15 protein-coding genes are annotated in these 13,824 nt (G+C 46.4%); 3 read left to right on the plus strand and 12 right to left on the minus strand.

Going from position 1 to position 13,824, the window contains the following annotated elements; translation table 11 throughout:
• Window positions 1-271 precede the first annotated feature (271 nt).
• The 4 genes from B9J84_RS14815 to B9J84_RS14830 form a co-directional block, all read right to left on the minus strand.
• The gene (locus B9J84_RS14815) at window positions 272-1,477 is read right to left on the minus strand and encodes a NupC/NupG family nucleoside CNT transporter (protein WP_013857209.1); all 1,206 of its coding nucleotides are present in this window, start codon (window positions 1,475-1,477) and stop codon (window positions 272-274) included.
• 218 nt (window positions 1,478-1,695) lie between these two features.
• Complete coding sequence (locus B9J84_RS14820) at window positions 1,696-2,643, minus strand: LysR family transcriptional regulator (protein ID WP_094124456.1); 948 nt, start codon at window positions 2,641-2,643, stop codon at window positions 1,696-1,698.
• Between the two features lie 61 nt (window positions 2,644-2,704).
• Window positions 2,705-3,673: a lytic transglycosylase domain-containing protein gene (locus B9J84_RS14825; protein ID WP_013857211.1), complete on the minus strand. Its 969-nt coding sequence runs from the start codon at window positions 3,671-3,673 to the stop codon at window positions 2,705-2,707.
• A 23-nt stretch (window positions 3,674-3,696) separates the two neighbouring features.
• Window positions 3,697-3,978, minus strand: coding sequence for a YcgL domain-containing protein (locus B9J84_RS14830; protein WP_019282017.1), 282 nt, complete (start codon window positions 3,976-3,978; stop codon window positions 3,697-3,699).
• Between the two features lie 199 nt (window positions 3,979-4,177).
• Here B9J84_RS14830 and minC point away from each other — a divergent pair, with 199 nt between their 5' ends.
• From minC to minE, 3 genes are read left to right on the plus strand one after another with little or no spacing between them, the layout of a single operon-like run.
• Window positions 4,178-4,840, plus strand: a complete 663-nt coding sequence (gene minC, locus B9J84_RS14835; protein ID WP_013857213.1) for a septum site-determining protein MinC — start codon at window positions 4,178-4,180, stop codon at window positions 4,838-4,840.
• A 19-nt stretch (window positions 4,841-4,859) separates the two neighbouring features.
• Window positions 4,860-5,672, plus strand: coding sequence for a septum site-determining protein MinD (gene minD, locus B9J84_RS14840; protein ID WP_013857214.1), 813 nt, complete (start codon window positions 4,860-4,862; stop codon window positions 5,670-5,672).
• 4 nt (window positions 5,673-5,676) lie between these two features.
• Window positions 5,677-5,943 carry a cell division topological specificity factor MinE gene (minE, locus tag B9J84_RS14845; RefSeq protein WP_010317176.1) on the plus strand — a complete coding sequence of 89 codons (267 nt, stop codon included), beginning with the start codon at window positions 5,677-5,679 and terminating at the stop codon, window positions 5,941-5,943.
• Window positions 5,944-5,999: 56 nt separating this feature from the next.
• Here minE and rnd read toward each other — a convergent pair whose 3' ends face one another.
• From rnd to B9J84_RS14885, 8 genes are all read right to left on the minus strand, one after another.
• Window positions 6,000-7,118 carry a ribonuclease D gene (gene rnd, locus B9J84_RS14850; protein ID WP_094124457.1) on the minus strand — a complete coding sequence of 373 codons (1,119 nt, stop codon included), beginning with the start codon at window positions 7,116-7,118 and terminating at the stop codon, window positions 6,000-6,002.
• A 97-nt stretch (window positions 7,119-7,215) separates the two neighbouring features.
• Window positions 7,216-8,910 carry a long-chain-fatty-acid--CoA ligase FadD gene (gene fadD, locus B9J84_RS14855; RefSeq protein WP_026028639.1) on the minus strand — a complete coding sequence of 565 codons (1,695 nt, stop codon included), beginning with the start codon at window positions 8,908-8,910 and terminating at the stop codon, window positions 7,216-7,218.
• Between the two features lie 102 nt (window positions 8,911-9,012).
• The gene (locus tag B9J84_RS14860; protein WP_094124458.1) at window positions 9,013-9,867 is read right to left on the minus strand and encodes an alpha/beta fold hydrolase; all 855 of its coding nucleotides are present in this window, start codon (window positions 9,865-9,867) and stop codon (window positions 9,013-9,015) included.
• 2 nt (window positions 9,868-9,869) lie between these two features.
• Window positions 9,870-10,433 (minus strand): Slp family lipoprotein, encoded by a 564-nt coding sequence (locus tag B9J84_RS14865; protein ID WP_029626776.1) that lies wholly within the window; start codon window positions 10,431-10,433, stop codon window positions 9,870-9,872.
• A 15-nt stretch (window positions 10,434-10,448) separates the two neighbouring features.
• On the minus strand, window positions 10,449-10,754 hold the full coding sequence (locus tag B9J84_RS14870) for a hypothetical protein (RefSeq protein ID WP_026028052.1): 306 nt from the start codon (window positions 10,752-10,754) through the stop codon (window positions 10,449-10,451).
• A gap of 53 nt (window positions 10,755-10,807) precedes the next feature.
• Window positions 10,808-11,509: a tRNA (adenosine(37)-N6)-threonylcarbamoyltransferase complex dimerization subunit type 1 TsaB gene (gene tsaB / locus B9J84_RS14875; protein WP_017047797.1), complete on the minus strand. Its 702-nt coding sequence runs from the start codon at window positions 11,507-11,509 to the stop codon at window positions 10,808-10,810.
• Between the two features lie 8 nt (window positions 11,510-11,517).
• Window positions 11,518-13,461, minus strand: coding sequence for an ATP-dependent DNA helicase (locus B9J84_RS14880; RefSeq protein WP_038170106.1), 1,944 nt, complete (start codon window positions 13,459-13,461; stop codon window positions 11,518-11,520).
• A gap of 94 nt (window positions 13,462-13,555) precedes the next feature.
• Window positions 13,556-13,756, minus strand: a complete 201-nt coding sequence (locus tag B9J84_RS14885) for a hypothetical protein (protein ID WP_013857222.1) — start codon at window positions 13,754-13,756, stop codon at window positions 13,556-13,558.
• Window positions 13,757-13,824: the final 68 nt, after the last annotated feature.

The following is a 13,824-nucleotide window of genomic DNA, read 5'->3' on the forward strand; positions in this document are numbered from 1 at the left end:
TAACTAATAAGCTAGAGGACGAGAATTGCACTCTAAATAACTGATAATTTTAATTATCTCAGCTCAAAATCACGGCATGATTTTAACATCAACACCGCTTGCAAATCTTTTTCGGCGGACTTCACGAACTCACCTAATCACACGTCGTTGAGAAATTGATATGGTCAATATTATTTTGGTGAGGTGGATGGATAAAAATGCCGGCTCTGTTAGCCGGCATCGAAGATACAAAATGTATGGTGGGTTTTCGTAACCAATAGAAACGCTACGTTTATAGCGACAAAATAACCCCAGCAAGCGCAGCACTCATCAAGTTAGCCAGCACGCCAGCGCTGATCGCTCGAAAACCATATTGAGAGATGAAGCTGCGACGCTCTGGCACCAAACTGCCCAAACCACCGATCAATACTGCCATGGTCGAAATATTGGCAAAGCCGCACAGAGCAAAAGTTACAATCGCTTGAGAATGTTCACTGAGCGAATCTTTTACGTCCATCAATTGGATAAAAGCGACAAACTCGTTCACGACAATTTTATTACCAATCAGTGAGCCTGCCGTCATCGCTTCGCTCCATGGAATGCCCACCAGCCACGCAACTGGAGCAAATAGGTAGCCTAAAATCAATTCAAAACTAAGGGTTAAGCCAAACAGACCGCCCACCCAGCCCAATAGGCCGTTGAGTAGCGCAATCACACTGATAAAGGCCAGTAACGTTGCCCCAACCGCAACCGCGATACGAAGCCCAGACATTGCCCCATCAGCCACGGCTTCAACCACATTGGTTGCTTTTGGTATCTCAACCTCTTCGTTGGCCACCTGCTGACTTTGCGCTTCGGTTTCCGGCACCAAAATTTTCGCCATCAACAAACCGGCTGGAGCTGACATAAATGCCGCCGCAATAAGATAGTTAAGGTTAACGCCCAGTGAGGCATAGCCAACTAACGTTCCGCCCGCAACCGAGGCTAAGCCACACGTCATCACCGCAAAAAATTGCGAATCACTCATGTGCTTTAAATAGGGCTTAACGACTAACGGCGCTTCAATCATGCCGACAAAAATGTTCGCCGTGGCTGACAGTGACTCTGCACGCCCCGTACCCAATAATTTTTGCAAACCACCGCCAATCAAATTAATTACTTTAGGCATCAAACCAATGTGGTACAAACCGGAGATCAAAGCGGAGAAGAAAATGATGATGCCAAGCACATTAATCGCAAACACAAAACCAACGCTACCATTGGCTAAACCGCCAAAGAGAAAGCCAATTCCCTCTTGCCCATAATTGATCAAATTCGATACCGCACCCGTGACACTGTTGAGCACTTCTTTCCCCATAGGGACATACAGAACCAATAGTGCAAAGCCTACTTGCAATAAAAAAGCGAGCGACACGGTTCTAAGTTGGATGTTTTTTCTATTGGTAGAAAGTAGCCAAGCCGTAAATAAGATGGCGACGACGCCAAGTAATGAGTTCATTTGCTGTCAATCCAGATAACGGGGATAGGAAAGGCGCGCATTCTATCGTGCGAAAACGAATGCGCAAGTCGCAAATGTTACAGAGGTGTGCTTAAAAATAGCAGCCTTAAGCCTCTTGTTTCAAGCTGTTGATTTGTAACAAGCTAAACGATTGCCTAGGCTTATATTTTCCATATGGAAAAGATGTTTCTGAGTTTGGAAATAATAATTCGTACTCATTACACTTTTGTCAAACGGATGTAAGGCTCTAACTGAGTATCCCAGTAGCAAGGTGTACCGATTAAAGCCTTGATAAATTCAATCACGGCTGAGGTTTTCTTCGGCATATGTTGTCGGCTCGGGTAAACCGCATAAAAAGGCATACTTTGATTTGCGTGCCAATCTGGCAACAACTGGATCAGTTTACCAGTTCGAAATTCATCTCGAATTAAATAAGTCGCCAAGTAAGCAACACCCCACCCTGCCACGGCGGCGTCACGGACCGCTTCGGCTAAATCCACCGAATAGTTACCCGACACATTGATGTTGATCTTTTGCTCTGGATTAGCAAACGACCAACTGGTGTAATCTCGCTCCCAACTACGGTAGATAAGACAGTTGTGACCTAACAGATCACCGGGTGTCTGAGGGGGTGAATGGTTTAATAAGTATTCCGGTGATGCCGCCAGCACAAATTGGCAATCGGCGAGACGTTGCGCCACGTACCCTTCCGGCAAATGTTCGTTGTTGGTCACCCACAAATCAAGCCCTTCTTCGAGCATATCGACTCGATAATCGAACAAATGCACTTCCACTTGCAGTTTTGGATAACGCTGACGAAGCGCCTCCAGTGCTGGCAAAATGTGCAAAGAACCAAACGACTGTGAAAGACCAAGCTTAATTAGCCCAGACACCTCATCACGCTGGCTTTCCATTTCAGACTGCGCAGCATCCATCAACCCAACGACCGCAATACAATGGCGATAAAAAGCCTCTCCAGCCTCGGTTGTGGTGAAGCTGCGAGTGGTTCGCTGAACGAGCTTCACCCCGAGCGAGGCTTCCAGTAAGGCCAACTGCTTACTAACATGCGATACTGATACGCCTAAGCTTTTGGCCGCAGCGGTAAAGCCTTGATGTTTGATTAACGCAGCAAATATCACCATTTGCCCTGCACGTTCAACTAGCACACACTCTCCAGAAATAGCAAAGGGCTCATGATGAGCCCTTTGCGTTCAATTAAGGTTCAAATCAATAGGTAATTCTATCCGCCAAATGGCTCACCGCGAGGGCGAAATAATATGAACGGTTCCACTTCATCAACACATTATAGTTGTTGTATACCAAGTAAACGCGGCCATTTTCATCATCTGGCATGATAAGCCAAGCTTGAACGTTGTCTAAATTAGGCAGTGGTTTACCTTCGTAACGGGTAATACCGAGCTTGTTCCACTCTCTCAGTGATTTCCCTTTTTCGGGCTGTCGCCCTTCTAGAGTGCGGTCAAACCCATGCGGAACTTTAACTTGACGGCCCCAAGTGTATTTATCATCCCATCCTGATTGGCTGAGATAATTGGCCGTCGACGCGAATACATCTTCCTTTGAGCGCCAAATGTCTTTTTTGCCATCGCCATTACCATCGGAAGCGAACGCCAAAAACGAACTCGGCATAAACTGGCATTGTCCCATCGCGCCAGCCCATGAACCTTTCATCTCATCAGCTTGGATATGACCTTGCTGTAGAATTTGCAACGCGGCCATCGTCTCCTTGCGGAAAAATTCTTCTCGACGACCGTCATAAGCCATAGTCGTCAGCGCATCAATAACACTAAAACCACCGGTCAACGCACCAAAATTACTTTCTACGCCCCACAAAGCCACGATAAAGCGCGGCTGTACACCATATTGCTCGCCAATGCGGCTAAGCTCTGCATAGTGCTTTTCATACAGCGCCTTTGCTTGGTTCACTTTCCATTCTGGAACCGCGCGTGGGATATATTCATCCAGCGTCAGTTTCTTTTCTGGTTGATTGCGATCGGCCGTCACAGCACGTGGCTTGTACTCCACATTTTTAAACGCATCGATTAAAATTTGCTCTGAAATGCCTTCATTTCGTGCTTGCTGCTTCAAGCCTTCCACATAGTGTTCAAAACTAACCTCATTCGCCATCAATGGCGTGGAGAGGCTTAATCCCAATACGACTGACAATAACTTTCTCAAATCGTCCTCCTTGAGCTGAAAACTTAGCTATCTTTTTGCTGAGCCTTTTGCTGCTTATATTGTTCTAATAAATTTTGTGGCGGTGGCGGTAACTGTAGGAAAAAGCCCTCATTTTCTAGAGAATCTTTTACTTTTTCAATGTTCACTTGGGCAAGTGTACGCCCTTCCAGTTTCACTACCATGACTAAAGTAGGTTTACCGAACATCGCCATTAATGTGTCAGGAACCTGTGAAAAGTCATCCTTTTTGGGGATATAGAGATAGGTACCTTCTTTTTTAGAGCTTTTGTAGATAGAGCAAAGCATGACAAACCTTTTATTGTAATAAACTGGCTTTTCGAGCCAATTAAGTTAGAAACGTTAAACTTTTACCAAATTTGAGATTAAAACAAACATTTGACCGCAAGATAACTTGCTGAGCTAAGTCAGGGAATATAACATGACAACCCTAGTTTCAGGCAACGCCCTTTCTAGTGAAGCCATTAGTTATTGAGGTCAATATAAGATGTCGAATACTCCTGACCTAAAAGGTAGCAGTTTTACTTTGTCAGTGTTACACCTTTGCGACAGTGAAGTTGCCAATACCGTTGAGTTTCTCAAGGAAAAAGTCGCCCAAGCTCCTGCTTTTTTTGCCTCTGCACCTGTGGTGATCAATATTGCTAAAGTGATTGGCGATATTGATTTTGCGATACTTAAACAAGGCATCACTGAAGCGGGAATGATCCCGGTCGGTGTGACAGGTTGCCGTGATAAACGCAGCCAAAACTTAGCCTCAGAAGCTGGCTTTGCCGTGATGGCAGCAAGCAAGTCGCCTTCTCAAGCTCCCGCTCAAATCGCGCCAACCAAGGTGATTCGCACGCCCATTCGCTCTGGCCAGCAAGTGTATGCCAAAGATAGCGATTTAGTGATCCTCAATCACGTCAGCGCAGGGGCCGAAGTGATCGCCGATGGTTCAATTCACATTCATGGTTCACTGCGCGGAAGGGCCATTGCCGGTGCCAGCGGCCAAACGGAAGCAAAAATTATTTGTCACGATTTACAAGCAGAGCTGGTCTCCATTGCTGGAAATTATTGGCTTAGCGATCAAATTGAAAGTGAGTTTTGGCAGAAGAAAGTGATGCTCAGCATGGTTGATGATTCACTGCATTTTGAAACGCTCACGATTTAAAATTAACAAGGAAAACATAATGGCACGCATTATTGTTGTAACGTCAGGAAAAGGCGGCGTTGGTAAAACAACCTCAAGCGCAGCAATTGCTTCTGGCTTGGCTTTAAAAGGTAAAAAGACAGCGGTCATCGATTTTGATATCGGTCTGCGTAACCTTGACTTAATCATGGGTTGTGAGCGCCGCGTGGTGTACGACTTTGTCAACGTCATCAACGGTGAGGCGACACTTAACCAAGCGATGATCAAAGATAAACGCACCGAAAACCTGTTTATTCTGCCTGCCTCACAAACCCGTGATAAAGATGCGCTCACCAAAGAGGGCGTAAAGCGCGTTTTGGATGAACTCGATACGATGGGCTTTGATTTCGTCATTTGCGACTCACCAGCAGGTATTGAGCAAGGCGCGTTGATGGCTTTGTACTTTGCTGATGAAGCGATTGTAACGACGAACCCTGAAGTCTCTTCCGTGCGCGACTCGGACCGCATTTTAGGGATTTTGGATTCCAAATCAATGCGCTCAGAGCAAGGGTTAGAGCCTGTTAAACAGCACCTTTTATTGACCCGTTATAACCCTACTCGCGTGACACAAGGTGAAATGTTGAGCGTGGAAGATGTTGAAGAGATTTTACATATCTCTTTACTTGGCGTGATCCCAGAAAGCCAAGCGGTGCTTAATGCCTCCAACAAAGGTGTTCCGGTTATTTTTGACGATCAATCAGACGCAGGCCAAGCTTATGCTGACGCTGTCGAGCGCTTATTAGGGCAAGAAGTCGAGTTTCGTTTTCTAACGGAGCAGAAAAAGGGCATCTTTAAACGACTTTTCGGGGGTTAATATTATGTCTCTACTTGAGTTTTTCCGACCACAAAAGAAAACGACCTCAGCAAGCCTTGCCAAAGAGCGTTTGCAAATTATCGTCGCCGAACGTCGTAGTGAAAATGACCCTGCACCGACCTATTTGCCTCAATTGAAAGAAGACATTCTCAAGGTGATCGCCAAATACGTCGCGGTTGACCCTTCGATGGTTGAAGTCTCTTTTGAGCACAAAGATGATGATATCTCTGTGCTGGAATTGAACGTGAAACTGCCAGACGAAGAAAAGTAATCCTTATGATAAAAGAGCCTGCAAAATTGCAGGCTCTTTCTCTTTACTAACCAATTTTACTCAACCAATTTGTTGAGCCGTTCACCGAGAATAGGTAAGCGCCAGCTCTGCATCACATCCGGCAATTGCGCGGGATCTCTCTCTTTCTTCCACACCCAACTCAATAGCTGGTTGAGCTGTTTTTTAGAGGCTAAAAATTCAGTCGCTAAACCCGTGGTTTGAGACACTGATTTAACTTCATCTTTCAACCGTTTAAACAACTGTTTATAGCCGGGATAGTCCATCAAAGGGTCGATTTTAGGTGGGTATTGATCAGCCGGAGTCTGCTGGCCCGCTTTCACCAATGCAATGATTTTGGTACTGTGACGTTGAATCGATCTCGGATCGGCCCCTTCATCAATCATACGGCTTGCACTCGTCAATCCCAAACGAGCGATAGTCAGCAAATCTGTCTCTTTGACCACAAAATTGAGCGCCAAATCACGGCGTACCGCCTCTTCGTAGCGCCAAGTAGCTAAGGGTTTGAGAATCGCTAATTCTTGCGGTGTTAGTTGCCATGCCCCTTTGATATCCAAATAGGCCAAATCGGGATTAGTCTGTTTAATGCGTTTGACGCTCAATAGTTCAGATTCTTGCTGCGCCGCTTGCCACCAGCCCGCCTGCGTCACTTTATCGAGTAATTTCTCGTAAATCGGCAGCAAATAAAACACATCGGCGGCAGCGTAATCCAACTGCTTTTGCGATAAAGGCCTTGCTAACCAATCAGTACGCGATTCACTTTTATCAATTTCAATCCCTAAGAATTCATTGACCAATGCGGCAAATCCGGTAGACAGTCCATGGCCGAGAAAGGCCGCCATTACTTGAGTATCGACCATTGGAAACGGTGTGCAGCCAAATGCATTATGAAACACTTCGAGATCTTCACCACACGCATGCAGCACTTTGAGCACGGAGGTGTCTTGCAGTAGCTCGACAAAAGGGGCCATGTCATCAAAGGCAAGTGGGTCGATTAAAGAGAGGTTTTCACCATCATAAAGCTGGATCAATCCGAGCTGTGGGTAAAAGGTACGCACTCGGACAAACTCGGTATCGAGCATCACCACATCGGCATCTCGCGCGGCAAGGCATACACGTTGTAGGTCGTTAGGCTGGGTAATTATTTGGTAGTTCACTAATGGCTCACTTTGGGCAACCCTACTAGAGGGGACATAAAAATGCCGACGGTTTGAGTCGGCATTCTAGCACTATTTTTTCATACTGACTTGATGCTTAGGCACGTTTTGTTTGTTCAATTGCCGCATCATTTTCTTCACGAAGTACGCGGCGTAAAATTTTACCCACATTACTTTTTGGTAAATCTTCCCTAAACTCAATCAACTTAGGCACTTTATAGCCAGTCAAATGTTTACGGCAATGGGCAATGATTTCATCTTTGGTTAAGCTCGGATCACGCTTAACCACATAAATCTTGACGATTTCACCAGACACTTCATGAGGCTGGCCGATAGCGGCCACTTCTAATACTTTGCCATGCAGTGCAACCACATCTTCAATCTCATTAGGATAGACGTTGAATCCAGAGACTAAAATCATGTCTTTTTTGCGATCGACAATATAGACCATTCCTTGCTCATCAAACTTGACGATATCGCCTGTAGAGAGCCAACCATCGGCATCAATCACTTCTTTCGTCGCTTCCGGTCTTTGCCAATAACCTTGCATCACTTGTGGGCCACGCACTTGCAACTCACCGACTTGATCATAAGCCAACACTTTGCCTTCATCATCAACGATACGCACTTCGGTTGAAGGTACGGGTAAACCAATTGCTCCCGAATAATCACTTAAATCATAAGGATTACCTGTCACCAGTGGTGCACATTCAGTCAAACCGTAACCTTCAAGCAGGTGGATACCCGTCACTTTTTTCCACTGATCGGCCACCGCGCGCTGTACCGCCATGCCACCACCAACAGAAAGCTTAAGATTTTTGAAATCAAGTTCATGGAAATCTTCGTTGTTGACCAACGCATTAAACAGCGTATTCACCCCCGTAATGGCAGTAAATGGGTACTTTTGCAACTCTTTGACAAAGCCTGGAATATCGCGTGGATTAGTAATCAATAGGTTACGCCCACCCATTTCGACGAACAGTAAACAGTTTACAGTCAGTGCAAATACGTGATAAAGCGGTAATGCCGTCACAACCAGTTCGCGGCCTTCGGCCAATACTGGGCCATATGCCCCTTTTGCTTGGAGCACATTCGCAATCATGTTGCGGTGGGTCAGAATTGCCCCTTTTGCCACACCGGTTGTACCACCGGTATATTGCAAAAATGCAATGTCGTCGCCAGACATAAAAGGCTTCACATACTGTAAACGGCGACCTTTGTGCAACGCCTTACGCATGGAAATGGCACCTGGTAAGTCATATTTTGGCACCATCCCTTTCACATATTTCACAACGAAATCAACCAACGTCCCTTTTGCTCTAGGTAACATCTGTCCAAGGCTGGTCAATACCACATGTTTTACCGAGGTATTTTCAACAATTTGCTCTAAGGTATTGGCAAAATTCGAGACGATGACGATCGCCTTTGCATCGGCGTCATTCAGTTGATGTTCAAGCTCTCGCGGGGTGTACAACGGGTTAACATTCACCGCAATCAACCCAGCTCGTAATACGCCAAATAACGCGACCGGATACTGCAATAGGTTAGGCATCATTAAGGCGACACGATCACCTTTTTTCAGCTTCAGCTCATTTTGCAAATAGGCGGCAAATGCTCGGCTGCGCTCTTCCAGTTTACGAAAAGTCATGACCGAACCCATATTCATAAAGGCTGGTTGATCGGCATATTTATGAACCGATTGCTCAAACATTTCGACCAAAGAGAGGTACTGATCAGGGTTGATGAATTCAGGTACATCAGTTGGATAGCGTGAAAGCCAAGGTTTCTCCACGGTAATACTCCTCGTTATTGGCGGCTGCTCTACGGCGATATTTTTATGTGCGCTATTACAGCACAGCCAAAGCGCTTGAGCACGAAACACTCAAACACTTGTTTAAATTTTGTTAACTAAGCCAAAAATTAGTTCGGCGACTTGCGAAGGTTGCTCAAGATGGCAATGATGACCACCAGAAATAGTGAACATCTCTTGCCGATCATCGGCGAAATAGCCTCGAGCGGCTCGTAACTCAGAAAAACCGTGTGTACCGAGAATCACACGTTGTGGGCATTGGATGTGCGCCATTATGTGCTGAGCATGCTCATACGACATGCGATACAAGGAATCGCTGTTTAACTGTGGGTCATGACGCCAATACCACTCGTCATTACGCCGCTCAACCCCTCGAATAACGATGGGTTGGATCAAGGCTGCTTCTAACTGGTTGACTTCGGCTCGGCGAGCAACAGCGTATTCTAAATTCGGTAACCTACGACGAGGCTTACGCCGGATCCGCTGGCGGCTGAGTACGCCATTGCGCAGCCTGGCCACACTCTCTAGTGGCGATTCAGCCAATGGAGCCATTCCTTCGATTTGAACTAATCCTGCGACTTGCTCAGGAAAGGCGGCACTATAGCAACTTGCGATTAAAGCACCAAGGGAATGCCCTACGATCACTAACCTGTTTGGTGATAAGTTGAGCAAAAATGAGTAAATATCATCAATATAGTCATGAAATGGGTAAAAATGACCGTCGGCTTTATGGCTTGAAAGGCCATGTCCCGGTAAATCGATTGCGCAAAGGTGTAACTGTGGATTAGGGTGACTTAACGCTTTGATAACGGTAAGAAAACTGGATGAATTATCTAACCAACCATGCAAAAAAACGACCGATAAGTCGGCCGTTTGTGCGTTTCCCACCTCTTGAGTCGCAATCATTCCTTGCGCAAGAGAGTACTGTTTTTGTTGCATCGCTATTTCACTTCTTGTACCACGCGCCCTTCACGAGCACCAATGTACATTTGACGACAATATAAGCTGTGGCAAGGGTACATATAAGTACCGAGATCATTCACGACCACTCTTTCTTCAACTCGCCACAAATGTAGCCCTTTTACGGCCATGGTTGGGAAAGTGTATTCAAACTCACCTACTTTGGCTTTTTCTGGAGCAAGGCTGGTTCCCACTAGCGTCACCAAACGATCTTTCGCATAAGCCACTGGGTCAACAAACCCGTCAACATAGCCAACAAAACGCCCTTGCGGTTCGCGGTCGATATCCGGTCGGCCTGATGAGCTAATCGGCAAATTGACTATTTCAATCCGTGTTTTATCCGCCAAATTAGTCACACTGGCGATGACGCCGCCCAGCCGGACTTCATCTTGCTCATTGGTTGGCGTATTGACCCAAGTGGCGTAATCGGTGATCACGGCCTCACTACTGGCACGAAGATCATCCGGTAAGCTTGAGCACGCACCAAGCAGCAATGTGGACGATAACAATAGTAGCGTTTTAGAAGTGGAAAAAGATCGCATCATAATGACCTTGTTGGATTAGATGTAGATATCGACTCCAAGCAGTTGAGCAAGTTCCTCTTTTTTTGCTTGGTTCATCACGTCCATGTACTCTTCCATCGCCTTTCTTGATCGACCTTCAGGAAGATCGTATTCCAGATTAGCCCGATGAATCTCTGATGGATCAACATGACGAATTGAATGAGAAACAGCATTCGCCACCTTAGTAGGTTGGCCTACTCCGGTTTTGGCATCGCCTTTCTTTACCCCATTGTTCTTATTTGCGCGATTAGCCCTATTGCTACCGGGCACTATCGCAGGAGGTAAACCGTTAATTGAAACCATACTGTTCCTATTCAATTAGAGCAAGACGAATGCAACGCCTTGCCTTTCACTGATTATTCTCGGCCCGGTAACTTCTTCCAAGCCACGTTATCACGCAGGTAAACAGGGCTCGACTCTTCCACCGTTAGCGTGTTTCCTTTGGCAAACTCGTACTGAGCAAGAAACACCATATCCTGTGCATCTGGGTACAATACTTCCCCCATTTGACACGAGATAGGCAACGTATCTAACTCTTCTTTATAAGCCGCCCAACCCGTTCCAGCGCAGCCCCAAGTGATGCTGTCAGCTTTGATTTGCTCAGCAAGAGTATTAGGAGCAATGACGCACTCTGCATCTATCTCTTGCCAAGAGCCATCTTCTTGACGTGTATAACGACCCCAGTAAATCTCACTCATTCTAGCGTCAATTGCACACGCCACCTGCTGGTAACCCTGTAAACGATAGCTGCCTTGCGCCATCGCTGCCAGGGTCGAAATACCTATCATAGGTAAATCAGCGCCGAATGCTAAACCTTGTGCAATTCCAATGCCAATCCGTACTCCGGTAAAACTGCCCGGACCACGGCCAAAGGCTAGCGCGTCTAGTTCCTGTAAGGTGATGCCCGCTTCTTTGAGGACGGAATCCACCATGGGTAGAATTTTCTTGGTGTGATCTCGAGGGGCAACTTCACTGCGAACGTACAGTTTGCCGTTCATCATTAAAGCAACAGAACAGTTCTCTGTTGCTGTGTCTAAGGCAAGGATCTTTGCGCTCATTACTGTCTCTAATTGTTGTTAATAGTTACGGGTGTCGTGACTGAAATTTGACTTAAGAAATCTTTTACTTTGTCCAAATCCCGCGTACGTGGAATGGGCGGTAAACTGGCAAGAAATAGCCCACCGTAGTCACGGGTGACTAAACGGTTATCACAAATGATCAGTACACCTTTGTCATGTTTATCGCGGATCAAACGCCCGACCCCTTGTTTCAAGGTGATGACGGCATCGGGTAGTTGTACTTGCGCAAATGGATCTCCACCGCGCATTCGGCAATCTTCAATTCGCGCTTTCAGCAGCGGATCATCCGGTGCGGTAAATGGAAGTTTGTCGATAATAACACAGCTTAATGCGTCACCTCTAACATCTATCCCTTCCCAAAATGCCCCTGTCGCGACCAATAAGGCATTACCTAATTCCATAAATTCGGCCAACGTTTTTTGTTTACTCGTCTCCCCTTGCATCAGCACTGGCACGGTTAACACTTCTCGAAAACGTTCACCTAACTCGCGCATCATGCTGTGGGAAGTACACAAAAAGAAGCAGCGGCCTTGGTTTTGCTCAATCACTGGCGACAAAATACGCACCAATTTATCGGCAAGGCCTGGGCTATTGGGTTCAGGTAAATAGCGTGGTACACACAGCCGCGCCTGCTGCTGATAGTCAAACGGGCTTGGCAATGAAAACTGAGCTTGGGGCTTTAGTCCTAAACGCTGAGTGAAATGGCTAAAATCGTCGTTTACGGCCAAAGTAGCGGAGGTGAAAATCCATGCGCCCTGCTTTTGTTGCACCTGTTCGTGAAATTTATCGGCCACCGAAAGTGGGGTGATGTGTAAACTAAAATGACGCGGCGTGGTGTCATACCAATAGGAATAACCAGTAATAGAGACATCACACACTCGATCAATTCGTCCTTTGATTAAGTTGGCGCGCTCAAATGCGGTATCCAATAACTGGCTGCGACCTAACGCGAGTTTTAACACATCGATAGCAAAATCTAAGCTGTCTCGCAAACGCGCTAATTCTCGCGAAATCGATGGTGAAGCTAACGCCTCACGCCAGTTGCCTCGAAAACTGGGTTCACCCAACACAATGCGTAAATCCATCGCTGACTGTACCAGTTTATCGCCCACTTTCTGCAATTGGCGCATATCTTTTGCTTCAGTGCGATAGCCGATTTCAATATCTTTCGCCAGCTCTTGGACTTGGCGACTGGAGACTGATTGACCAAAATATTGGCTGGCGATATCCGGTAACTGATGCGCTTCGTCGAAGATAAAGACCTCGGCTTCGGGGATCAACTCACCAAACCCGGTTTCTTTGATCGCCAGATCGGCTAGAAAAAGGTGATGGTTGACCACGACAACGTCGGCATCCATCGCCTTTTTGCGCGCTTTAGAGACAAAACAGTCGACGTAACTTGGGCACTCTTTGCCAAGGCAATTGTCGTTGGTTGAGGTGATGGTTGGAATGACCGCACTGTCTTCAGGCAACTCTTCACATTCACCTAAATCACCACTTTTGGTTTCCGATGACCAACGACGCACTTTCACTAATTGAGTCAATAGCTGTGGATCAGATTGGTTGGTGTGGCTTTCCACCATTTGGCGGCTTAGCCTATCAAGGCACAGATAGTTTGCTCGGCCTTTTAATAGCGCAACATTGCCATAGAAACCGAGCGCATCAATCATCAAGGGTAAATCACGATGAAAAAGCTGCTCTTGTAGGTTTTTAGAACCCGTACTGATAATGACTTTTTTACCACTGAGCAGCGCAGGCACCAGATACGCAAAGGTTTTGCCTGTACCAGTCCCTGCTTCAACCACTAATTGCGATTGTTGGGAAATCGCCTTAGCGACCGCTTCAGCCATGTCAATTTGCGCTTGTCGAGCTTGAAAACCGGCAATGGCTTTACCTAATGCGCCTTGTGAAGAGAAGGTTTTTGCAATCATCAAAAAGTGGAGGTAAGTGTTCGTTGCGGGGCATTATGTCAGGTTTGATGAGCTGGCGCGAATCCAAGTGCAACCCGCGCCAGTTAGGTGTGTTCTATTTGCGATTGAGGTAACGAGATAACCAAGCTGGTCCTTCGTACCCATTCTCCGTTTGGGTCATTGCTTTTGCCGCCTCGGCGGGTGACGCTCGGTTCTCCCACATGTCTTCCAAAATGATTTCGTCAATTTGATGGTCTCCCATCAATGCACTCACTCTTTCCATATACAGCTTTCGTGCGAGGAGTTCTCTATCCATAAATACCGCCTTAAGACACTCTGTGAGGAAGAAATTTAGTAAAAGCCTAACGGTGAACCCGTTTATAT

The sequence above is a fragment of the Vibrio sp. V03_P4A6T147 genome, assembly GCF_002241085.1.
Taxonomy (GTDB): domain Bacteria; phylum Pseudomonadota; class Gammaproteobacteria; order Enterobacterales; family Vibrionaceae; genus Vibrio; species Vibrio anguillarum.